Annotated in this window: 22 protein-coding genes and 1 pseudogene; 14 read left to right on the plus strand and 9 right to left on the minus strand. The window is 66.5% G+C overall.

What is annotated here, in order from left to right:
- Positions 1-106 precede the first annotated feature (106 nt).
- The 11 genes and pseudogenes from F6X51_RS11920 to F6X51_RS28565 all read left to right on the plus strand — a co-directional run.
- Positions 107-1,435 (plus strand): AmpG family muropeptide MFS transporter, encoded by a 1,329-nt coding sequence (locus tag F6X51_RS11920; protein WP_150963854.1) that lies wholly within the window; start codon positions 107-109, stop codon positions 1,433-1,435.
- Positions 1,436-1,541: 106 nt separating this feature from the next.
- Positions 1,542-1,781, plus strand: a complete 240-nt coding sequence (locus tag F6X51_RS11925; protein ID WP_150963856.1) for a DUF2188 domain-containing protein — start codon at positions 1,542-1,544, stop codon at positions 1,779-1,781.
- 437 nt (positions 1,782-2,218) lie between these two features.
- A complete protein-coding gene (locus F6X51_RS11930) occupies positions 2,219-3,370 on the plus strand; it encodes a transporter substrate-binding domain-containing protein (RefSeq protein WP_150963858.1) in 1,152 nt (383 codons plus the stop codon).
- Complete coding sequence (locus F6X51_RS11935; protein WP_150963860.1) at positions 3,367-3,993, plus strand: ANTAR domain-containing response regulator; 627 nt, start codon at positions 3,367-3,369, stop codon at positions 3,991-3,993. Before F6X51_RS11930 ends, F6X51_RS11935 begins: the two co-directional genes overlap by 4 nt.
- Before the next feature lie 175 nt (positions 3,994-4,168).
- Positions 4,169-5,014: a nitrilase family protein gene (locus tag F6X51_RS11940; RefSeq protein ID WP_150963862.1), complete on the plus strand. Its 846-nt coding sequence runs from the start codon at positions 4,169-4,171 to the stop codon at positions 5,012-5,014.
- Positions 5,015-5,052: 38 nt separating this feature from the next.
- Complete coding sequence (locus tag F6X51_RS11945; RefSeq protein WP_150963864.1) at positions 5,053-6,210, plus strand: substrate-binding protein; 1,158 nt, start codon at positions 5,053-5,055, stop codon at positions 6,208-6,210.
- Positions 6,211-6,267: 57 nt separating this feature from the next.
- Positions 6,268-7,101: a branched-chain amino acid ABC transporter permease gene (locus F6X51_RS11950; protein ID WP_150963866.1), complete on the plus strand. Its 834-nt coding sequence runs from the start codon at positions 6,268-6,270 to the stop codon at positions 7,099-7,101.
- A 46-nt stretch (positions 7,102-7,147) separates the two neighbouring features.
- Positions 7,148-8,902, plus strand: coding sequence for a branched-chain amino acid ABC transporter ATP-binding protein/permease (locus tag F6X51_RS11955; protein ID WP_150963868.1), 1,755 nt, complete (start codon positions 7,148-7,150; stop codon positions 8,900-8,902).
- Positions 8,895-9,629 carry an ABC transporter ATP-binding protein gene (locus F6X51_RS11960; protein ID WP_150963869.1) on the plus strand — a complete coding sequence of 245 codons (735 nt, stop codon included), beginning with the start codon at positions 8,895-8,897 and terminating at the stop codon, positions 9,627-9,629. The genes F6X51_RS11955 and F6X51_RS11960 overlap by 8 nt, the downstream gene beginning before the upstream one ends.
- A 58-nt stretch (positions 9,630-9,687) precedes the next feature.
- The gene (locus F6X51_RS11965; RefSeq protein ID WP_246696763.1) at positions 9,688-10,929 is read left to right on the plus strand and encodes an amidase; all 1,242 of its coding nucleotides are present in this window, start codon (positions 9,688-9,690) and stop codon (positions 10,927-10,929) included.
- A 55-nt stretch (positions 10,930-10,984) separates the two neighbouring features.
- Positions 10,985-11,110: pseudogene (locus tag F6X51_RS28565) on the plus strand (IS30 family transposase); the annotation flags it as partial.
- 19 nt (positions 11,111-11,129) lie between these two features.
- On the opposite strand, the gene F6X51_RS11975 reads toward F6X51_RS28565, so the two are convergent.
- From F6X51_RS11975 to F6X51_RS12010, 8 genes are all read right to left on the minus strand, one after another.
- Positions 11,130-11,504: a VOC family protein gene (locus F6X51_RS11975; RefSeq protein ID WP_150963872.1), complete on the minus strand. Its 375-nt coding sequence runs from the start codon at positions 11,502-11,504 to the stop codon at positions 11,130-11,132.
- A 39-nt stretch (positions 11,505-11,543) separates the two neighbouring features.
- On the minus strand, positions 11,544-12,278 hold the full coding sequence (locus F6X51_RS11980) for a dienelactone hydrolase family protein (RefSeq protein WP_150963874.1): 735 nt from the start codon (positions 12,276-12,278) through the stop codon (positions 11,544-11,546).
- A 73-nt stretch (positions 12,279-12,351) separates the two neighbouring features.
- Positions 12,352-13,293, minus strand: coding sequence for an alpha/beta hydrolase (locus tag F6X51_RS11985; protein ID WP_210250301.1), 942 nt, complete (start codon positions 13,291-13,293; stop codon positions 12,352-12,354).
- A 193-nt stretch (positions 13,294-13,486) separates the two neighbouring features.
- Positions 13,487-13,774: a glutathione S-transferase family protein gene (locus tag F6X51_RS11990; protein ID WP_150963886.1), complete on the minus strand. Its 288-nt coding sequence runs from the start codon at positions 13,772-13,774 to the stop codon at positions 13,487-13,489.
- Positions 13,775-13,813: 39 nt separating this feature from the next.
- Positions 13,814-14,116, minus strand: coding sequence for an EthD family reductase (locus F6X51_RS11995; RefSeq protein WP_150963888.1), 303 nt, complete (start codon positions 14,114-14,116; stop codon positions 13,814-13,816).
- Positions 14,117-14,165: 49 nt separating this feature from the next.
- A complete protein-coding gene (locus F6X51_RS12000; RefSeq protein ID WP_150963890.1) occupies positions 14,166-15,023 on the minus strand; it encodes an NAD(P)-dependent oxidoreductase in 858 nt (285 codons plus the stop codon).
- Between the two features lie 135 nt (positions 15,024-15,158).
- On the minus strand, positions 15,159-16,556 hold the full coding sequence (locus F6X51_RS12005; RefSeq protein WP_150963892.1) for an amidase: 1,398 nt from the start codon (positions 16,554-16,556) through the stop codon (positions 15,159-15,161).
- A 10-nt stretch (positions 16,557-16,566) separates the two neighbouring features.
- On the minus strand, positions 16,567-17,676 hold the full coding sequence (locus F6X51_RS12010) for a Gfo/Idh/MocA family protein (protein ID WP_191970088.1): 1,110 nt from the start codon (positions 17,674-17,676) through the stop codon (positions 16,567-16,569).
- Between the two features lie 115 nt (positions 17,677-17,791).
- On the opposite strand from F6X51_RS12010, the gene F6X51_RS12015 reads away from it, so the two are divergent.
- Together F6X51_RS12015 and F6X51_RS12020 are read left to right on the plus strand one after the other, a co-directional pair.
- Positions 17,792-18,691 carry a LysR family transcriptional regulator gene (locus F6X51_RS12015; protein WP_150963896.1) on the plus strand — a complete coding sequence of 300 codons (900 nt, stop codon included), beginning with the start codon at positions 17,792-17,794 and terminating at the stop codon, positions 18,689-18,691.
- A gap of 179 nt (positions 18,692-18,870) precedes the next feature.
- Entirely contained in the window at positions 18,871-19,638 is a 768-nt protein-coding gene (locus tag F6X51_RS12020; RefSeq protein ID WP_150963898.1) for a TIGR01458 family HAD-type hydrolase, read from the plus strand.
- Between the two features lie 89 nt (positions 19,639-19,727).
- Here F6X51_RS12020 and F6X51_RS12025 read toward each other — a convergent pair whose 3' ends face one another.
- Positions 19,728-20,339 (minus strand): SOUL family heme-binding protein, encoded by a 612-nt coding sequence (locus F6X51_RS12025; RefSeq protein ID WP_150963900.1) that lies wholly within the window; start codon positions 20,337-20,339, stop codon positions 19,728-19,730.
- 179 nt (positions 20,340-20,518) lie between these two features.
- On the opposite strand from F6X51_RS12025, the gene F6X51_RS12030 reads away from it, so the two are divergent.
- The gene (locus F6X51_RS12030) at positions 20,519-21,154 is read left to right on the plus strand and encodes an NAD(P)-dependent oxidoreductase (protein ID WP_150963902.1); all 636 of its coding nucleotides are present in this window, start codon (positions 20,519-20,521) and stop codon (positions 21,152-21,154) included.
- Positions 21,155-21,214: the final 60 nt, after the last annotated feature.

The following is a 21,214-nucleotide window of genomic DNA, read 5'->3' on the forward strand; positions in this document are numbered from 1 at the left end:
GATTCGGCGAAAAGGCGTGCCGGGAACGGCCAGACGCTCATCTCAGTTCATGAGATGACGTCGGCCTCGGTCCGTTCAGCGCGGGCAGCACCGGAGAGAACCGCGCATGAGATCAGCGACCGTGGGACGCCCGGAGCCGACGCCTTTCTGGTCGGCCCTGTTCACAGATCGGCGGATCGCGCCGGCCCTCGGCCTCGGCTTCACGTCCGGTATTCCGTTCCTTCTCGTCTACGCGACACAGTCGGCTTGGCTGTCGGATGTCGGGATCTCGATCGCGACGATCGGGCTCCTGAGCGAGCTGACCCTTGCCTATAAGTTCAAGTTCCTGTGGGCGCCGTTCCTGGACCGCTACGATCCGCCTCTGCTCGGGCGTTTCCTCGGTCGACGGAGAAGCTGGATCGTTGTCGCGCAGCTCGGCGTCATGGCAACGCTCGCCGGCATCGCGTTCGGTGATCCGGCGCATCAGCTCACCTGGACGATCGTCCTGTCAGTGGCCCTGGGGTTTGCTGGAGCCACGCTCGACCTCGTCATCGATGGTTGGCGCATCACCAGCGTTCGACCTCCCGAGAAGCAGGCTGTGCTGTCGTCCTGGACAGAGATTGGCTGGCGGGTCGGTAACCTCGCGGCTGGCGCCGGCGCTCTGTTCCTCGCCGACAGGATCGGCTGGCGCGGCGCGTATCTCTGCATGGGCGCCCTGATGCTGCCGGGGATGATCGCGGCCGTGCTCGCGCCCGAGCCGCCGTCAGACAAGCACCCGCACCTCGCCCGAACAGGCTTTATCGAGACGGTCTGGGCACCGATCCGGGAACTTCTGACCCGGCTGGGTCCGACCGCGCCAGTCATCCTGCTGCTCGTTGCCGGCTTCCGGATGCCGGGCTACATCGCAAGCGCGATGGCAGTTCCATTGTTCAAGCACCAGGGCTTCTCCAACACCGACATCGCGACCGTCACAAAACTCTTCGGCTTCTGGATTGCGCTCGGCGGCACCTTCCTGGCTGGCGCTCTGATCCCACGAATCGGCATGCTGCCGAGCCTACTCATCGGGACTGTGGCTGGCTCGGCCTCGCATCTCAGCCTCGCTTACCTCGCGGCGCATGGCGGCGACGGCGGAACGGCGTTCTGGACCTTCGCGGCCGCCGTCAGCATCGACGGCTTCGCCTATGCCTTCGCGTCGGTTGTGCTGATCACGTACATGTCGACGCTCGCCTCGCCCGAGCATGCGGCGAGCCAATTCGGGCTCATGACGTCGCTCTGCGCCTTCCCGGGCAGCGTGCTGGCGGGCTTTTCGGGCTTCGCTATCGAGCGGGTCGGCTTCGCTTGGTTCTTCGTCGGGACGTCGCTGATCGGGCTGCCGGTGGCGCTGCTTGCGTTCTATGTCTGGGCGAAGGTCGGCATCTCCGACGAAACCACGGCACAGCCTGTTGCTGCGCACTGAGAAGCGACCTGGGAGAGGCACAGGCCGGATGGAGACGCAGGGTTGCGTCTCGCTGGAATGAGAGAGCAGAGTGCCGCTCTGCCTCCTGCAGAAGCGAGAGTATGCCGTGGCACGCATCACGTACCGGATCGTCGAGCACGACGGAGGCTGGGCCTACAAGGTCGGCGACGTGTTCTCGGAAACGTTCCCAACCCGGGCAGATGCACACGCTGCAGCCGAGCGCGCTGCAGCCGAGCAGCGCGCGCCAGACCACGACACCGTGATTAGCTACGAGGACGAGACGTACCACTGGCACGACGAAACCGCTCGAGGCAGTGACAGGCCAGAAACGGATGTCCAGGACTGATCCTGGCCGAAAGCGGTATGTCGGCTTTGAAGGTAGTATCGTGGGTCAGCAGACGCTTCCATCCTCGGGGTGTTGGGTGCGCCGGCCACGAGGATGACGCTGTTGAGGAGTCAGTGCGCCGGGGCGAGCGGGCGGGATCGTGATCATGGGTCCGCGGGCCTTCGTCCTCTGTCGGGATTCCAAGAGAAGCCGGTGCCAAACCCATCGCCGCCCGAGCCGGTCAGAGTTCAGGAAGTGGCCTGCCGGCTACCCATGGCCACCCCCTTGCATTAGCTTTGTGAGCTGTCGTGTCCGGAGGCGCCGAACAGACGGCCAAGACCGCATGGGGTTAGGGAATTGAAGCGCTCGCGCGGAACATGCGGTCAAGGCGACTGGCCTGAGGCTTGGTCACACCGGCCTTCCCAAGCCCTCACGCACGAATGTCAGGGACGACGTTGATGAAGGCGTCGCAAGAGACGTGGCGCGTCGGGGTCCTCTTCTCGCGCAGCGGTGTCAGCGGCGTCACGGAGACGGAACACTTCCTCGGGACAGCCCTCGCGATCGAGGAGATCAATCGAGATGGTGGCGTGCTCGGCCGGCAGATCGAACCGGTCTGCTACGATCCCGCCGGAGATAACAACGCGTATCGGATGTTCGCCCGGAAGCTGCTAGCGGAGGACGACGTCGAGGTCGTATTCGGCTGCTCGCTGTCGGCGAGCCGAAAAACGGTCCTGTCCACCCTAGAGCGACACAACGGCCTGCTCTGGTATCCGTCGATTTACGAAGGCTTCGAGTATTCAGAGAACGTAGTCTATACGGCGGCCACCCTCAACCAGAGCGTCTTCGCCCTAGCGAATTTCCTGATCGCCGAGTACGGCCCGCGGATCTTCATCGTCGGGTCGGATTACATCTATCCGCGTGAGTCCAATCGCGTCATGCGCGACCTGATCGAGTCCAAGGGGGGCACGGTCGTCGGCGAGCTCTACGCGCCGCTCGACGCCGGCGAGGAACCCCATGACCGCCTAGTCGAGGAAATCGTGCGGACGGCGCCCGACGCCGTGTTTTCCACCGTGGTCGGCCGGGGCGCGGACCGGCTTTACAGGAGCTATGCCGCAGCCGGCATACCGCGCGACCGTTGTCCCATCGCGAGCCTGACGATGTCGGAGGGCCAAATCCAGGCGATCGGCCCGGAATTCTGTTCCGGCCACATCCTCGCCGGTCATTACTTCCAGACGCTGCCCGGGGACGACAACGGACGGTTCGTGGCGGCGTTCAGGAAGCGCTTTGGACCGGACCGGGTGACGAGTATGTGGTCGGAGACCGCCTACGCCCAGGTCCACCTGTTCGCCCGCGCCCTCGCCCAGGCGGGCACGCTCGATGCGGAGCGCCTGGGTGGGGCCGCAATGCGGCAGGTCCTCGCCGCTCCCGAGGGCGAGCTGAGCTTCGACGCCGAGACCCGGCATGTCTGGGTGACTCCGGGCATCGGCGTGGCGCGCGGGGACGGCCAGTTCGAGGTCGTCTGGCGGGCGCGGCGGCCGGTGAGACCCGACCCCTATCTCGCTTCGTCCCGGTTCGAGCAGGACTGGCTTGAGGAGGGCGTCGGCCATTGAGCGGCCAGGCACGCAAGATCCTGGACGACCTGCGCCGCGCCCGCGCTGTCGTCGTCCATCCGCAAGACGAAGAAGGCACAATCCTTGTCGATCAACTGCGCCGGCTTGGCTGCGAGGTGCAGGTCACTTGGCCGCCGCCGGCGGCACTCCCGCCCGAAGTCGACACGCTGTTTATCCAGCTCGACGATCTCGACGTGACCCACCTCCTGCCCGCCATCGAGGAGATGCGCCCGGCGGTGATCGCGATTGTCACGTACGAGAGTCCGACGTCGCTGAAGGCGCTCGTTGAATTTGACGCTCATGGCGTGCTCAACAAGCCCTTGAGGGCTCGCGGCGTCCTTTCCCAGTTCGCGTTGGCGCGATACCGCCGGGGTTACGAGACGCGCCTGACCAACAAGATCGAGAAACTTGAGGAAACCATGAAAGGCCGTCGGACCGTAGAGAAAGCGGTGCGATTCCTCACGGAAATGAACGCTATGAACGAGGACGCGGCTTACCGATTACTTCGCGAACGTGCGACCTCAGCTTGCATGACAATGACAAGGGTCGCCGAAAGTGTCGTCGCAGCCCACGAAGCTATGGGTGGACTAGGGCTGCACATCTCCTTGGCCCCACGCCCATAACCGAGGCAGCCGCTGCGATTTTTGTTTGCTTGCGTGACGGCGGAATGCTGATAGGATGAGCGGACTGGGCAAGATTGCCCTGCAGCAGGATTGCTGCTCTTACATCTTGGCTATGAAGCCTCTGGGTTGCGGATAACTTCCGTGTCCAGGGGCTTTTTTGCGTTTTGGAGCTATCATGATCCAAGCGAATGATCCCGCTCGCCCACCAATACAGGTCGCCTGCATCCAATTCGAGCCGAAGTTCGGCGACGTCGAGGGCAATGTCGCGCGCTCGTCGGAGCTGATCCGCGCTGCCGCGCAGGCAGGCGCCAAGCTGATCGTGCTGCCGGAACTCGCCAACACCGGTTACGTCTTCGAGTCCTCGGACGAGGCTTCGGCGCTGGCCGAAGCCGTCCCGGGAGGGAGGACCGCGACGGCCTGGAGCGCGCTCGCCGTCGAGCTCGGCGTCCACATCGTCGCCGGCATCGCGGAGCGCTCGGGCGGCAGGCTGTTCAATGCGGCGCTGGTCACCGGCCCGGATGGCTTCATCGGCGTCTACCGCAAGGCGCACCTGTGGAATCGGGAGAACCTGTTCTTCGTGAAGGGGGATGTCGGCTTCCCGGTCTTCGACACCGGGCTCGGCAAGATCGGCGTCGCGATCTGCTACGATGGCTGGTTCCCCGAGACCTTCCGACAGCTCGCGCTCGCCGGCGCGGAGATCGTCTGCGTGCCGACGAACTGGGTGCCGATGCCGGGCCAACCCGAGGGCGAGGCCGCGATGGCCAACACGCTCCACCGGGCGGCCGCGCATTCCAACGGTGTCTTCATCGCCTGCGCGGACCGCGTCGGCGTCGAGCGCGGGCAGCCCTTCGAGGGCCAGAGCCTGATCATCGGCACGAAGGGCTGGACGCTCTCCGGACCCGCGAGCCGCGACCGGCCCGAGATCCTGACCGCAACCGTCGACCTCGACGAGGCGGGACGCAAGGACCTGAGCGACTTCAACTCCGTGCTGAGCGACCGCCGCACCGACGTCTACGGTTGATCCCCGCTCCCCTGCAACGAACCGGAAGGAACCACACCATGCCAATCCGCCACGTCGTCGGCATCGCAGCCGCCCTCGCATTGAGCACCGCCCTCGCCCGTGCCGACGATGCCCCCATCGTCATCGGCGTGCCGGTCGGCCTGTCGGGCGCGAACAGCGTCGTCGCGCCGTCCGTCGTCCAGTCTTCCGAACTCGCCGTCGAGGAGATCAACGCGGCGGGCGGCGTGCTCGGCCGGAAGCTCAGGCTTGAGATCGCCGACGACGCCTCCGGTGCCGCGGGCGCACAGAAGGCCTTCGACGCCCTGATTTATTCCAAGAAGGTCGACGTCATCATCTCGATGGAAACCAGCGCGGCTCGGAATGCCGGCCTGCCGGCCGTCACCAAGGGGCGCAAGCCGTTCATCTACACGTCCTTCTATGAGGGCCGGTCCTGCAACAAAAACATGTTCGTCAACGCGTGGGTGCCGGAGCAGCAGGTGCCCCCGGTGGTCGATGCCTTTACCAGGGATAAAGGCGCCAAGAGTTTCTTCCTGATCGGCAGCGACTACGCCTTCGGGCGCGGCATGCTCGCCTTCACGAGGGCTTACATCGAGAAGACCGGCGGCAGGGTTGTGGGCGAGGAATACCTGCCGATGGACGGCAGCGACTGGACGTCAACCATCTCCAAGCTGAAGGAGTCGAAGGCCGATGCACTGATCACCTCAACGGCTGGCGGCGCACCCAACGTCACGCTCATCAAGCAGCTGCGCGGTGCGGGCGTCTCGCTGCCTTTCGCCAACCTCGCGGTCGATGAGGGGACCGCCAAGAGCATGGGCGCCGGCGCCGAGGGCATGTACTTGTCGGCCTCTTACGTCACCGGGATCGACAGTCCCGAGAACAAGAAGTTCCTTGCCGCGATGAAGTCCAAGTTCGGCGGCGACCTCAGGACTCCGAACGACCTCTCGGTTCCTCAATACGAGGCCATCTACCTCTACAAGGCTGCCGTCGAGAAGGCCGGTGGCACCGACGCCTCCAAGGTGCTGGAGGCACTTCCGACCGTCAGCTTTACCGGTCCGCGAAGCCTGATCGGCATGAGCAAGCAGCATCATGCGCCGCTGACGATGTACCTCGGCGAGGTCCAGGGTGACGGCTCGGTCAAGGTCGTGAGCACGTTCAAGGACGTCGATCCCGGGGAGCAGTGCCCGAAGCTCAACTGAGTTCGCGCCGGCCCGCCGAGGGTGGGCCGGCTCCCCATCAAAGATCGGGAGAGCGTCATGCTGCTGATCCTGGACGTTTTGACTACGGCGGCGGTCCTGTTCGTGGTCGCAATCGGTCTCCTCGCCATCTTCGGCGTGCTGAAAATCATCAACTTCGCCCACGGGGCGTGGATCACGGTTGGGGCCTATTGCGCCGTGGTGACGACGCATCTTGGGCTAAACCCCTGGGTCGCGCTGCCGCTCGCCTTCGTCGTAGGGGGCGCCCTGGGCGCGCTGTCGGAACTGTTCATCATCCGCCCGCTCTATAGGCGGCCGCTCGACGCGATCCTCGCGACCTGGGGACTCGGCATCGTCATCGGGCAACTGATCACGCTCGGCTTCGGTCGCGATGTCCAGCTGACCCCGAACCTCGTGTCCGGAACGGTGAACCTGCTGGGCGTCGACTATTCGGCCTACCGCCTCGTGGCGCTCGCCGCCGCCATCGTCGTCGGCGTGGCGTTCGCGGCGACCATCGAGGGCACGCGCCTCGGCCTGTCGGCCCGCGCGGTTATCATGAACGAGACGCTCGCGCGGGGGCTCGGCATCGATACCGCCCGCGTCAGGCTGCTCACCTTCATGATCGGCGCGGGGCTCGCGGCGCTCTCGGGTGTGCTGCTGACGCCGCTCTCCAGCGTCGACCCGAACATGGGCGTGGGCTGGCTGATCGGCGCCTTCATGCTGGTCATGGTGGCGAACGGTTCGCTGCCTGCTCTCGCCCTCGCCTGCCTCGCGTTCGGGGCGGCCCAGGTGCTCATCAGCACCTTCGTCAGCCCGATCCTCGGAAGCATCGCCATCGCGGTCCTCGCAGCACTGGTGCTGCGGATCAACCCGAAAGGATTCTCCCGTGCCTAAGGAAACCTCCGCACCGGCCATAGCCGCATCCGTATTAAGCGGGTCGATGCGATTGTCGCGCCTCGCGCCGCTGGTCGCCGCGACGGTCGCCGTGGCCGCGCTCTGGGTCGCCCCACTGTTCCTCGACCCCTTCGCGGTCAACGTCCTAACCCGCTCGATGATCTACGCGGTCCTCGCCGTCACGGTCGACCTCCTGTGGGGTTTCATGGGCATCCTGACTTTCGGCCAGGCCGCGTTCTTCGGCGTCGGCGCCTATGCGGCCGCCATGATGCTCGGACGCTTCGGCGGGGCGCCGGAATGGATCGCGGCGGCACTCGGCGTCGCGGTCGCGGCCTCGACCCTGCTCGGGCTCGCAGTCGGATGGCTCTCGTTCTATCACCGCTCGACCGCGCTCTACGCGTCCGTGATCTCGCTCGTGTTCCCCATCGTCGTGACGCAGCTGATCTATTCGGGCGGGGAACTCACGGGTTCGAGCAGTGGCCTCGTCGGCTTCGACGTGCTTCCGTTCGAGCCGGCGGGGTTCTTCCGCCTCGCGGCGATGGTTCTGGTCGCGGTGACGCTGGCCGCCTGGGTGTTCGTGCGCTCCGACGCCGGCCGCGCGCTCGTCGCGGTTCGCGACAACGATGCGCGCTGCGCCTATCTCGGCCTCAACCCGAAGCGGCTTCAGATCCTGATGACGACCGTGCTGGCCGGCGTCGCGGGGCTTGCGGGCTTCATGTTTGCCAACGCATCCGGCGTGGTCGCGCCGGAGAACGCCGGCTTCCTGTTCGGGACGGAACTCGTGATCTGGGTCGCTCTCGGCGGCCGCGGCACGCTGCTGGGTCCGGTGGTCGGCACGGTCGCAATCGATTACTTGGCTGCAAACCTCTCGGGCAACCTGCCGTTCCTCTGGCAGCTGCTGCTCGGCGCCACCTTCGTGGCGGTCATCATCCTGCTGCCCGGTGGGCTCGCGGAACTCGCCAGCCGCGTCGTCGGATGGCTGCCATCAAGACGCGCGGAGGGCTTCGCACCGACACTCAGGGCCCGCGCCTCGCTGCCGGCGAGCCGCGACTACGCCGATCCGCTGCTCAAGGTCTCCGGCCTCGCCAAGTCCTATGGCAGCCTGACGGTCCTCGAAAACATCGACCTTGAAGTCCGCCCCGGCGAACTCGTCAGTTTGGTCGGTCCCAATGGTGCCGGGAAGACCACGCTGATGCGCTGCCTCAGCGACGGGACGGAGCCGATCAAAGGCGAGATTGCCATCGACGGCTCCTCGACGGCCGGCCTCACGCCCAACCGGATCGTCGCGCTCGGCATCGGCCGCAAGTTCCAGGTCGCGAGCGTGTTCGAGAGCCTGACCGTCGCGGATTGCCTTCTGCTCGCGCGCGCTTCGCACGACGGCCTGAGTCCGGTTGGGCGAGCCCAGGCATTGAGCCTGCCACAAGCAGCGATCGACGTGATGCGAATGACGGGGCTGGACCGCATGCTGGCTTCGCCGGTGCACCTGCTCTCTCACGGCCAGAAACAGGCGCTCGAACTCTCGATGGTAGTTGCGCTGGAGCCAAGGATGATCCTGCTCGACGAGCCGACGGCAGGCCTCACCAAGGCCGAGCGCACCACCATCGGTACGGTTCTGAGGACGTTGACCGGTGAGCTCGGCATCGCGGCTGTGCTGGTCGAGCATGACCTCGATTTCGTGCGGCAGATCTCCTCGCGGATCGTCGTCCTCCATCAGGGAAGACTCGTGCTCGACGGCACGGTCGACGAGGTCGTCAACTCCGAAACGGTCAAGACCATCTATTCGGGAGGCGGGCATGACTGAGGCCGCAAGAAGGCTCGGTCCGCAAGGCGGCGCCGACCTCGTCCTCAAGGATGTGGTCAGCGGCTACGGCGCGATCTCCGTGGTGCAGGGCGTGTCAGTCAACGTCCGCCCGGGGGAGATCGTCGCGTTGCTCGGAAAGAACGGCATGGGCAAGACGACCACCTTAAAGACCATCCTCGGCATGGTGGCGCTTCGCGGCGGATCTATAGCGGTCGACGGAACGTCGGTGTCCGGCTTGTCGCCGTCGAAGCTGACGGCCCTCGGCCTCGGCTATGCCCCGCAGGAGCAGCCGTTGTTCCAGGACCTCTCGATTCGCGACAACCTCCGGCTCGCGGTCGCTAGCGACGCCAAGCTTTCGCAGGCACTTGAGCGCGTGTTCGACTACTTTCCTTTTCTCAAGGACCGCCTAAAACAGCCCGCGGGTACGCTGTCGGGCGGCGAGCAGAAGATGCTGATCCTCGCCCGCGCATTGATGCTGAGGCCGCGGCTCCTCCTCATCGACGAGATTTCGGAAGGACTGCAGCCTTCGGTGATCGACAAGATCGCATCCGTCCTCCTGAACCAGCGGGCGACCAGCGGTGTGAGCATCCTGATTGTGGAGCAAAACCTCGATTTCGCGCTCAAGGTCGCGGACCGTTGGGCCGTGCTGAAGCTTGGCGAGATAGACGACGAGGGGCCGGCCGCGCCCGACGCGCGCGCCCGCGTGCTCCAACATCTCAGCGTGTGAGCCCATGTCGGACCATGCTCACGCTTCAGTTGTCGCCGCGTCAATTGCGGAGATCCGTTTGGGCATCGCCTCAGGCCGGCACCCGCAATCGCTGGTCACCCCTCTGTGGGAACGCGCGCGGACGCTGGAGCCCAGGCTTCACGCCTTCGCTCATCTACCGGACAGGGTCCCCGACGCCCTTCTGGCCGGTCCGCTCGCGGGAGTGGCGGTTGGGGTCAAGGACTTGATTGACACCGCAGACATGCCGACTGCCTGCGGATCCCCGATCTACGAGGGCCGTCGTCCCGGGCGGGACGCCGAGATCGTCGCCCGGCTGCGCGGGCTCGGCGCCACCGTGCTCGGCAAGACGGTGACCACGGAGTTCGCCTGGCGCCGTGCGGGCCCCACACGCAACCCGTGGAACCTTGACCATACGCCTGGGGGCTCGTCGAGCGGCTCCGCCGCCGCGGTCGCCGCCGGGGTGGTGACGCTCGCTCTCGGAACCCAGACGTTCGGCTCGGTCATCCGTCCGGCCGCGTTCTGCGGCGTCGTCGGGTTCAAACCGACTTTCGGCGTCCTGCCACGCGATGGCGTGCAGCCCTTGAGCCCGTCGCTCGACCATGTCGGGATCTTCGCGCGGACCGTCGAGGACGTCGCCGTGGCATTCCCGCTCCTCGCTCAGCACCTCGGTGGAACGCCGATGGCGCCCTGCTTTGTCGGAAACCTGAAGGTCGGAATCCTCGCACCGTCCGGCGAACCGGCCGACGCGGAACAGAAGGTCACTCTTCAGTCTGTCCGGCAACGGCTCGTCGACGCGGGAGCCCAGGTTCAGGCCGTCGAGATGCCCGAACCGTGGCGCAAGCTCCAGCGCGTGGCGGACACGCTGGTGGCGTACGAGGCGGCACGCGGCCTCGGGGAATTGACGAAGCGTTTCCCCAGGAAGGTTAGCGCCGTGCTGACGGAGTTGATCGTGCTAGGTGAGGCTACGTCCGAGACCGAGTACTGGGAGGCTGTCGACGCCCAACGTGAGCTCCGCTCGACCGTGGCGGGATACCTCAATGGTCTCGACGCGGTGCTGACTATTCCGGCATCCGGCGAGGCTCCGCGAGGTCTTGAATCCACCGGCGACGCCCGGTTCTGCACGCCATGGACAACGCTCGGCTTTCCCGCGATCACGCTGCCCGTGTACTTGTCTCCTTTGGGCCTTCCACTCGGCTTGCAACTCGTCGGTTGGCCCGGCGAGGATCGCGCGCTGATCTCGGCGGCTGTAGCTTTGGCAAAATCTTTCGCTGACCCAGTCCGACCCAACTTGACGGCGTAGGATCTAAGTTCTTCTGCTGCCGCCAACCTTGGCGAGGGACTGGACGGGACGCCTCAACCTTGTTGCGATCGCCGCAGCCCTCAACGGCAGGCCGCGCAAGACGCTCGGGTGGCCAACGCCCGCCGAGGCCCTGGACGCCATGCTGCGATCCGCGCAGGCTGCCGTTGCGAGGACCATTTGAGACCGGGGTAGCAGCTTGGTCACTTCAACGGCTTGGATCGCACGGTCAGCTTGTTTCCGTCCGGATCTCGGAGGTAGGCGACGAAGGCCCCGTTCGGGCGCTCGGCGGGTGGGCTCTCGATTGCGGTGCCGCCGTGCGTGGTGCCTGCCTTGTGCCACGCGAGAACATGATCCGGGCTCGCGGCGGCGATGCCGATGGTCCCACCGTTGGCCGCGGTCGCCGGATTGCCATCAATCGGCTTCGAAACCATCAGCCGACCGCCTTCGTGCGCGTAGATTAACCTGCCCCTGGCATCCATCGCACCGAGCTTGCCGCCCAGCGCGGTGAAGGTGGCGTCGTAGAAGACCCTGGCCCGCTCAAGGTCGTTGCTGCCGATCATGACGTGGGTGAACATGCTTTCTCTCCGCGGGTGAACCGCCTGCCGCCCCGAAGGTCAACGGAGCGCGCGATGGTACATCGCGTTCAGCTCGCGCCAGCCACGCTCGGCGGCCTCATGATCGTAGACGGGGAAGTCCGGCATCATCCAGCCATGTTCGGCGGGATAGGTCTCGGTGCGGAGCGTCACGCCGGCGTCGGTCAGCGCGGCTTCGAGCCTGGCGGCCATCTCGGGCGGGTAGCTGCGGTCGTTCTCGGCGGCCGCGACGTAGACCTCCGCCTTGATGCGCGGTGCGCCCAGGTGAGGGCTGGTCGGCGCGTCTGTGGCGAGGTTCCCGCCGTGGAAACTCGCCACGGTGGCGAAGCGGTCCGGGAACGCGGCCGCCGCGGCGAGCGCCATGCCCCCGCCCATGCAGAAGCCGACCGCGCCGACCTGGCGGCCCGCGACGTCACTGCGTGTGTCGAGGTATGCGAGGAGTGCGCCCGTATCTTCGGCGGCCTTGTCGTTCCCGGTCGTGGCCATCAGCGGACCGAGGATCGCGCGGAAGTCGCCCTTGAACACCTCCGCGGGCACGAACGGCCCGTAGGGTCCGTAGCGGTAGAAGAGGTCCGGCAGAAGCACGACGTGACCCACATCCGCGAGCCGCTGCGCCATCTCGACCATGGCGGGCCGGATCCCACCGGCGTCCATGTACATGATCGCGGCAGGCCAGGGTCCGGCGCCCTCGGGCGTCAGCACCTGCGCGGGGCACTCCCCATCCTGGGTCCGGACGGTCACTTGTTCATGCGGCATGAGATGGCTCCGGGGGTGGACGCTGCAGCCAGTAAGAGGGTGGAACGGGCAGTGCTCGATGATCGGACCGACACTATCGTGCGTCTCCGTCGAGCCTTTTGCTCCGGAGCCAGGCGCGGATTGCGTCGATGTGTTCCGCGTCCCGCTCCAGCGGCAGCCAGTGTCCGGCGGCCACGCTGACGACGGTCAGGTCGGGGCAGGCCGCGCGCATCGGGCCGCCCTGGCTGTTGCCGGCGATGGTGCAGACCTGATCGAAGTCGCCGTCGACGAACAGCACCGGCTGCGAGAGGCGGCCGTGATCGGGGGCCTGCCGCGCGTAGGCGACCGCGGCATCGTCGTTCAGGTACCATGCGCAGGACGGACGGAAGCCGATGACCTCGAACGCTTGCACCAGCGCGTCGAAGTCCGCCGCCGGCCAGACCGCCGGGTCCGGCGCGGTCGGCGGGGCGCGGTGCGCATCGCCGAAGCGTCCCCCGCGTCGCGTGACCACCGCGAGCGGCGCGACCTTGCCGACGCTTTCGGGACTGCCCGAGCGGAAGATCGAGGCCAGCGATGACCTGCGGTCCGCGTCGAGGTCCGCCACCGCCGCCTCGAAGTGCGTGTTGTAGTCGCGGTAGTAGTCCCAATGGCCGTCCGGATACCGGTCGGCCGGATAGATCGTCCGGTCGACGAGCGGGACGAGCGTTTCCAGGGCGTGCCCGGCGGGCTGATAGGCCAGCGAGGTCAGCACCACCCCGCGGCTGCGCTGCGGATGATGCGCGGCCAAGGCGCCGGCCACAACGCAACCCCAGTCATGGCCAATCCAGATCGCGGGCTTGCCGCCCAGATGATCGTGGAGCTCCGCCATGTCGGCGACGACGTTCTCGATGGTATACGCGTCGTTCGCCGTGGGTGCGGACGAGCCACCGAAGCCGCGCAGGTCCGGAGCGATGCAGCGCCACCCGTCGGTGGCGAACGCCTCCATCTGGGCGCGCCACATCAAGGCGATGCTCGGCCAGCCGTGGAGGAACACCATCAGTGGTCCGTCGGGCGGACCGGATCCTAGGTAGTGCGTCCAATGGCGAGGGGTGCCGAACGAACGCGGGACAAGCTCGGTGGAGGACATCCCCCTGCTTTGCCCGACAAGCCGGCCATGCTCAATCCAAGGAGCACCGCGCGTCGGCTCCAGCCCTCGATCAGGGTCGGATCAACGACCTGCTGGCATGGCGTCACGCGCGTTCCTCCCGCTTCCGCTCCGCAGCCAGGGCTTCCCGGACCGAGGGTCGGGTGGCGACGCGTCCGGCGAGGTCGGTGAGGCGCGGGAACGGGCCCAGGTCGAATCCGGTCATCGGGGCCCAAGCCTGCACAACGAACAGGTATCCGTCGGGCAGGGCGGAACTCATGCCCGTGAGGAAGGGGCGACCATCCGACAGTGTCTGCTCGATCAGGGCGAAGCTTCGGTTCAGGCTCGCGGTCGCCGCAGCCCGTGCGTCCGACGTCACCTTGGGATCGAACACTTAAGCTTGTCGAGCCAGCAATCAGTCACCCTGATCAGGTCACATCGGCGAAAAGATGCTGCGCATGATCATGGTGGCATCAGTGAAGTTTTTGACATCCGCCATGACCCACGCCGTCTCCGCCGAACCAAGCGCCCGCTCCATGCATGCTTCATCCCGGAAGCGGTACACGCCGATGGAGAGCCAGCCGTCACCGCCGCTCGACGGATAGAAGGCGTCGCAGGCTTGCAGACCGTATGAGCCCCAGCACTCCATCGCCAAAGCAAGATGCTTGGTGGCGTAGTAGTCCCGATCGAACCATGACGTCCGATCTCCGGCGCAGACGACAAGCATTTTGGTCATGCACGTGCCTCCAAAGGGAGGTGTGGCGCATCGGGCTCTGGTGAGGCCGTCATATCCGCCGCCCCTGCTGGATCGTGAACTCGGCCATCGCGGACCAATCGCGGTCGCCCCAACCGCCATCGACGGTCTTCGACATTTGCCGATGAACCGCATCGAGCATTGGCAATCCTACGCCGACCGCTTCGGCGGCTTCGCGGGCGAGACGAAGATCCTTCAGGCCGAGGGTCGCCTTGAAGCCCGGCTCGTAGTCGCCCTTGGCGATGTTGGCGGAGTAGACCTGATAGGAGCGGCTGCCAAACAGCGTCCCAAGGATCACCTCGAAGAAGCGGTCGCGGGCGAGGCCGTTCGCCTCCGTCAGGACCACCGCTTCGGCCATGGCCTCGATCGCCATGGTGATCATCATGTTGCAGGCGATCTTGGCCGCGTTGGCGGTCGGCGCCTCCGGGCCCATGTCCCAGATCCGCCCGCCGATCGCCTCCAGGATTGGCTGCGCCGTCACGACCGCCGCGGGTGGTCCGCCGGCGAGCACGTTCAATTCTCCCCTGGCGGCGACATCGGGCCGTCCGAGCACCGGAGCGGACACGTAGCCGAGCCCGGCTTCCTCATGCGTTCGCACAAGCTCCTGCGCGAACGCCACGGAGATCGTGGACGACACGACGTGGACGAGACCCGATTTGGCTTGCGCCAGGACGCCCGTGTCCAGCAGCACGGTCCGGATCGCGGCGTCCTCTGACAGCATCGTCAGCACTGCGTCACCTCGGAACGCGTCCGCGGGTGCGTGCACCATCGTCACGCCCTCGACATGGCCGCCCGAGCGGTTCCAGGCCTTCACGCCATGTCCCGCAGCCACGAGGTTCTTCGCCATGGCGCGTCCCATCGCGCCGAGCCCGATCAGTCCGATATCCATGTCACGATCCTTCGACGTTCGACTCGATCGAATGTTGAACGCGACCGTTCACTCTTCAGGCCGCAAGCGACCAGATCCAAGCGTTCGGCGCTCCGGCGCAGTCGAGCGCCAGTCCACGACCACCGCGCGGCGACGTCAATGCGGTGGCCGCAATCCCGCGACCCTGCTGACTGCTTCCAGTCGCGCGGCGACGTTCAGGACGGTGGACTCGGCGAACCAGCGGGAGACGAGCTGGATCCCGATCGGCATCCCGTCGCCGCTCGTGCCGAAACGCATCGAGAGCGCGGGCAGGCCGGTCAAGTTGAAGGGAACTGTTGCGCGCAGGATGTGACGCGACGTGACGGTCTCGCCACCGATCACGAACTCGGCCAGGTCATGGGGCGGAGCCGAAAGCAGGGTGACCGGGCACAGGAGCGCATCGTAGCGCCGAAAGTAATCCGCAAACCCGCTGCGCAGGCGTTCGACCGCCTGAGTGGCGGCGACGTAGTCCCGAGCGCTCGGGTCCGGCATCGCCAGGATCCGCTTGGCATGTTCGAAGACCTGATCGGCGTGGCCCTCTACCGCCTCGGCGATGACCGGTTTCGTCTCCGGGCCCTGGAGGTTCAGGTAGAGGTCGATGCCGTTGATCTCTTCCAGGACCGGGATGCGAACGGGCTCGACGAGACACCCAGCCTCGGCGAGCGCCCTGGCCGCATCGCCGACGGTCGTCGCGACGTCCGGCGCGATCGGCCCGAAGCCCGGCGCGACGAGCCAGCCCACGCGCAGGGCTCGCGCAGGGTCGGAAGTGCAGCCCGCACCGAACGACAGCGGACTGTTCGCGTAGCCGTCCGACCCGTCCGGCCCCGCCAGCAGCGAGTAACTCAGGGCGATGTCGCGGACGCTCCTGGCCATCGGCCCGACATGCCAAAGGCGGCGCGGGACTTGGGGCCAGTGCTCCGTCGTGGGAATGCGGCCGTGCGTGGCTTTGAGGGCGACGATGCCGGTATGCGCGGCCGGTCCCCGTAACGAGATGGCGACGTCGCTGCCCAGCCCCAACGGCGACATGCCGGCCGCGATGGCCGCCGATTCTCCGCCGCTGGAGCCACCGGGGGTGCGCTCCAGGTTCCAGGGATTGTTCGTGCGCCCGATCAGCAGGTTGTCCGTTTCGGTCGCGAAGGAGAACTCCGGCAGGTTCGTCTTCGCGAGCAGGATGGCGCCGGCCTGCCGCAAGCGGGCCACGCTCGTCGCGTCGGTGCTCGGTACGCGCCCTGCGAAGATCGGAGAGCCGCGCTGGGTCGGCACTTCAGCCGTATCGAGCGAGTCCTTGACGGTGAACGGCACGCCGTGAAGAGGGCCGAGCGGATCACCGCGCATGATCGCTCGTTCCGCAGCCTGTGCCTCGGCGAGGGCTCGCTCGGCGACAAGTGTCACGATCGCGTTCAGCCTCGGATTGGCCGCCTCGATCCGGTCGAGGTGCGATTGCACGAGTTCGACGGGCGTAATCGCCTTCGCAGCCACGAGAGCTGCCTGTTCGGTTGCATCCTCGAAAGGCATCGTTCGCTCCTCAGCCTGCCGATCCCGCGACGTGCTCGGGCCATCCTCTGGCGAGCCGACGCTGGCCGTCCTTCGCTGACGCTTCGAGGTCGCGGAGAAATCGCGTTAGCCGGACGGCGTGGTCGAATCCGACCGTAGCCGTTGATCCGGTCCGGATGGACTCTCTAAGGGCGGCGTAGACGCCGCCCACGTTCACGGCCTCGTCGGGCAAGTCGGTGAGTTCGCCTTCATCGGTGGGTTCGGACAGGCCGTTCAGCGCCAGCCTCAGTCGACTGGATTGGAAGCCTCGCGGCGCCGCGCCCTCTAGCACCAGCGTTCCCCCGTCGCCTATGACCTCGAAGCGGAACAGCGCGTCCCGCGTCCGGCCACCGGCGATCTCGACCGACAGCGCGCCACCGCCTTCCAGAGACGACTGGGTCAGGATCAGGTCGGGGGTCGATCGAGCGATCGGGTCCATCCCGCCCACGACGGCGACGCGTTCGAACTGCCGTCGTGTCAGCGCCTGCACGTCGAGCAGCGGCCCCAGAACCGCGGAGGCTGCATCAAGCGCGTGCCCGGCATGGATGGTCACGAGGGTCGCGCCGTTGCGAGGCTCCTCGAGGTACGTCTCGGCCGCCGGGATGGTCGGCCCGAACGCGATGGTTTCGGAGATGATGCGAGCGCTCAGCACCCGCCCGAGAACGCCTGACCGGACCAGGTCTCCGGCATGCCGCAAGGCGGGGCTCCGCCGCGCCTGCAACCCGATGACAGCGGTCCGGCCGGCATCTCGCGCAGCAAGGGTCAGTTCCTCGGCCTCGGCCAGATCCCGGCCGAGCGGCCACTCGCAGTAGACGTGCTTGCCGGCCGCGAGCGCGCCGAGAATCAGCTCGCGATGCGCCGGAACCCTCACAGCCACCGTCACGAGGTCGACGGCCGGATCACCGAAGAGATCGGCGGGTTCGGCATAGGCCCGCGTCGCCCCGAACGTTCGCGCAGAGGCCTCCGCCGAAGATCGCGTGCTTCCGAGAACGGCGGCTAGCCGTAGCCCGGCCAGCGACTGCACGGCAGGCACGTGGGACAGCTTCGCCCAGCCGCGCTCGGGGCTCGCCCCGATCATTCCAACACCAATGTCGGCTGCCAAGATCGCCCTCCCACCTTGTCGCGGCATCGATCCTGCCGCACGAGCTTGAGATCGGCGTTCCGTCCGTGGTGAAAAGAACCGCGTTTGCTCACCAGATTGATGAGGAAGGTTCAACGTGGCGCGCCCGAGCTTGCAGGCGTTGGAGGTCTTCCTGGCCGTCGCGCGGCTCGGCAGTTTTCGGCGCGCCGCCGCCACCCGCGGTGTCACGCCATCCGCGCTCAGCCACCTGATCCGCGGCCTGGAGGAGGGCCTCGATGTTCGGCTCTTCCATCGCACGAGCCGATCGGTCGCCCTGACCGAGGCTGGTCGGTTGTTGCTGGAGCGGATCGGATCACCGCTCGATCAGGTCGGCGCCGCGATCGACAGGGTCGGCAGCTTGCGTGACGAGCCTGCCGGGACACTTCGGATCAACGCCCCGAGGATCGTGGCGGAACTCGTCTTCGAGCCGATCGTGGCCCGTTTCCTAGCCGCCTACCCGAAGATCCGGCTGGAAGTCGTCACGACCGACGGGTTGGTGGATATCGTCGGCGAAGGCTTCGATGCGGGAATACGGCGCGACCGGCGCCTCGCCCCTGGCATGATCGCCGTTCCGGTCGGCCCGGCCCGGCGCTTCGCCGTCGTCGCCGCCCCGTCTTACATGGAGGGCCGGGAGCCTCCCCGTACGCTGGCCGACCTGCAGGCGCATCTCTGCATCGAACGTCGATTTCCGAACGGGTCCCGCTACGCCTGGGAGTTCGCGAAGGACGGTGAGGCCGTCGAGGTTGAGGTGACGGGGCCGCTCGTCGTGGACGAGACGCGCCTGATGCTGCGGGCTGCGCTCGACGGGGTCGGCATCGGCTTCATGTTCGAGGAACTCGTCGCCCATCATCTCGCGGCAGGCCGCTTGCTGCGCTTCTTGGAGGATTGGTGCCCGGTCGCACCGCGATTTCACCTGTTCTACTCGGGCAGAAGGCAGGTGCCTCCGCCGCTCAGGGCCTTGATCGAATTTCTCAAATGCGCGGGCCCGAGCACATGATCTGTTTGGCGAAGTGCTCGGTCAGCGAGAACGTCCGCTTTGGAGAGCTCAGTGAGCCACTCTCAGTGTCCACGATGGGCGCGAAGCTGAAGCAGTCACCTTCGTTCAGGCATCGCGGCGGTCGGTCGGCGCGTTACCAACCCTGATCGCTGGTCTCACATACGGGATTATTGCCGCCCATGTCTCGCTTTGCCAGTGTCCTCCTCGATCTGAGCGGGGTTGTGTTCATCGGTGATGAGCCGATCGGCGATGCCGTCGCCAGCATCAAGGACCTGAGGGCAAACGGCATACCGCTTCGCTTCGTCACGAACACCACATCGCAGCCGCGTCGCGCCTTGCTCGTAACGCTGCAGCATCTGGGGATCGAGGCGGCCAGTGGCGACATCTTCACTCCGGCGATCGCAGCACGGACGCTCATGCAGGAGCGTGGCCTGTCCCCTCACTTCCTCGTGCATCCCGCCTTGCTCGAAGACTTCGACGTCCCATCCCAGGGCGCTGTCGACGCGGTCATCGTCGGTGATGCCGGCGGGGTGTTCTCCTATCAGACCCTCAACGAAGCGTTCCGCCTCATCGAGGCCGGTGCCGCGTTCATTGCGCTCGCGCGCAACCGCACGTTCAAGGACACCGATGGGCAGCTGAGCCTGGATGCCGGCCCGTTCGTCGCGGCCCTGGAGTTCGCAAGCCGTCGTGATGCCCTCCTCGTCGGAAAGCCGTCGGCCTCGTTCTACGCGGCTGCCTTGGCCGACCTGGGGACCTCACCACGGGAGACGGTGATGATCGGTGACGATGTGGAGGCGGACGTTGCGGGCGCGATGCAGGCTGGCATAGCGGGAATCTTGGTCAGAACCGGCAAGTACAAGACCGGCGATGAGGCCCGCGTCGATCCAGCGCCGACGGCGACCGTCCCGGATCTTCGACAGGCGGTGAACTGGATCCTCGAACAGTAGATGTCAGGATCAAGGTTTGAGGAGACGCCAGGCTCAGCCGGCGATCGTCTGCCGATGTTAGACCCGGTACCGGTGCCCCCGTGGCGAGTTCACCGTCGGTCGTGCTCGAGCCGCACGGCGACCTCGTTTCGGCGCAGGAACGGCAGCGAGAAGGGTGGGTCGTAGCCCATGAAAATGGAAGGGCCTTCGGGCTTCCGGGACGTTGCCGCAAGCACCTCGGAGAGGATGCGCTCTTGCTCGGCCCGGGCTTCGGGCGTGCTGATCCCTGAGAATCGGAGCGCCGCCATGCACTCGGCCGGGACATGGACCAGCCGCACGCCCGTTTCCGTGGGTTCGGGCGCCCCGGCTCGAGCGACCTTGCGAGGCAGGAAGAAGCGCATGGTGCCGGCGGTGCCCTGCTCGACCGGTACTGTCATCGCGATGCGCCGCCCGCCGACCTCCACGGGAGCCGTCATGGCAATGAGGCCGCCGCCTCGGTTCGCGCCCGTGATGTAGCGGAAGAGCCGCCCGAACGCCTCACCGTCGCCTTGCCCGCGCGAATTCGTCTCGACGGCGAGGCGCTCGTCGTAGGCCCGGATCTCAACGCCGCGATCGAGCTGCTCGACGACGGTGTAGCGCGGCTGCTCGTACAGGCCCCGGATCCCGAAGACGCCCAGGACCGCTTCGAACAGGGCGATGGCGAAGTAGGCGATCTTGTCCATGGCCGATGAAGGCGGTTGTTCGGAGACGGAAACGAAAGGCCCCCGGTCCGTAGTCGTTCAGACCTGCATTCGTTCCGGCCTTCAGGCTCGTCACGGGCCGGCCGGAACCGGTCAAGCGGCCACATGGCGTGCTATCCCATTCTAGGGTCTTCTCGCTAATCGGCACCCGGGAAGCACGCATGGCTCACGTTCTCGTTATCGGCGCCAGTAAGGGCATCGGCCTGGAAACCACGAAGGCAGCCTTGGCGGCCGGGCACCGCGTGCGCGCCTTCGCGCGGTCCGCGGCGAGCATGGTGCTGTCGGACCCCAACCTCGAATGTTGTACCGGGGACGCGGTCGATTCCGGCGATGTGGCAAAGGCCCTCGATGGGATCGACGTCGTGGTCCAGGCACTCGGGGTGCCGGGCCGGGATCTCTTCAGTCCCGTGCGCCTGTTCTCCGACGCGACAAACGTGCTCGTGCCCGCGATGGAGAAGACGGGGGTTCACCGGCTCATCGCGGTCACGGGCTTCGGAGCGGGCGACAGCCGGGAAGCGATCGGCCTTCTGCAGCGACTGCCGTTCCGGCTCGTCTTCGGGCGCGCCTACGACGACAAGGACGCTCAGGAGATGCGGATCCGCAGGAGCGGCCTCGCCTGGACGCTCGTGAGACCCGGCGTCCTGACGAGCGGTGCCGCGACGGGCCGCTACAAGGTCCTCACCGAGCCGTCGGCATGGCGAAATGGCCTGATCTCCCGCGCCGACGTGGCAGGATACATCGTCGGTCAGATCGACCATCCGTCCCATGAGGGGAAAGCCGTCGTCCTCGTCGGATAGGCTGGAGAACGCGTTTGCACGCCCGCTCTCGGTCATCGGAAAGGGTCCGTCCTCGGCTTG

It is taken from the genome of Methylobacterium planeticum (genome assembly GCF_008806345.1).
Taxonomy (GTDB): Bacteria; Pseudomonadota; Alphaproteobacteria; order Rhizobiales; family Beijerinckiaceae; genus Methylobacterium; species Methylobacterium planeticum.

Coding starts and splice junctions, on each gene's coding strand:
- F6X51_RS11920 (WP_150963854.1), top strand. CDS start 107: ATGAGATCAGCGACCGTGGGACGCCCGGAGCCGACGCCTTTCTGGTCG.
- F6X51_RS11930 (WP_150963858.1), top strand. CDS start 2,219: ATGAAGGCGTCGCAAGAGACGTGGCGCGTCGGGGTCCTCTTCTCGCGC.
- F6X51_RS11940 (WP_150963862.1), top strand. CDS start 4,169: ATGATCCAAGCGAATGATCCCGCTCGCCCACCAATACAGGTCGCCTGC.
- F6X51_RS11945 (WP_150963864.1), top strand. CDS start 5,053: ATGCCAATCCGCCACGTCGTCGGCATCGCAGCCGCCCTCGCATTGAGC.
- F6X51_RS11950 (WP_150963866.1), top strand. CDS start 6,268: ATGCTGCTGATCCTGGACGTTTTGACTACGGCGGCGGTCCTGTTCGTG.
- F6X51_RS11955 (WP_150963868.1), top strand. CDS start 7,148: ATGCGATTGTCGCGCCTCGCGCCGCTGGTCGCCGCGACGGTCGCCGTG.
- F6X51_RS11960 (WP_150963869.1), top strand. CDS start 8,895: ATGACTGAGGCCGCAAGAAGGCTCGGTCCGCAAGGCGGCGCCGACCTC.
- F6X51_RS11975 (WP_150963872.1), bottom strand. CDS start 11,504: ATGTTCACCCACGTCATGATCGGCAGCAACGACCTTGAGCGGGCCAGG.
- F6X51_RS11980 (WP_150963874.1), bottom strand. CDS start 12,278: ATGCCGCATGAACAAGTGACCGTCCGGACCCAGGATGGGGAGTGCCCC.
- F6X51_RS11985 (WP_210250301.1), bottom strand. CDS start 13,293: ATGGTGTTCCTCCACGGCTGGCCGAGCATCGCCTTGATGTGGCGCGCC.
- F6X51_RS11995 (WP_150963888.1), bottom strand. CDS start 14,116: ATGACCAAAATGCTTGTCGTCTGCGCCGGAGATCGGACGTCATGGTTC.
- F6X51_RS12000 (WP_150963890.1), bottom strand. CDS start 15,023: ATGGATATCGGACTGATCGGGCTCGGCGCGATGGGACGCGCCATGGCG.
- F6X51_RS12005 (WP_150963892.1), bottom strand. CDS start 16,556: ATGCCTTTCGAGGATGCAACCGAACAGGCAGCTCTCGTGGCTGCGAAG.
- F6X51_RS12020 (WP_150963898.1), top strand. CDS start 18,871: ATGTCTCGCTTTGCCAGTGTCCTCCTCGATCTGAGCGGGGTTGTGTTC.
- F6X51_RS12025 (WP_150963900.1), bottom strand. CDS start 20,339: ATGGACAAGATCGCCTACTTCGCCATCGCCCTGTTCGAAGCGGTCCTG.
- F6X51_RS12030 (WP_150963902.1), top strand. CDS start 20,519: ATGGCTCACGTTCTCGTTATCGGCGCCAGTAAGGGCATCGGCCTGGAA.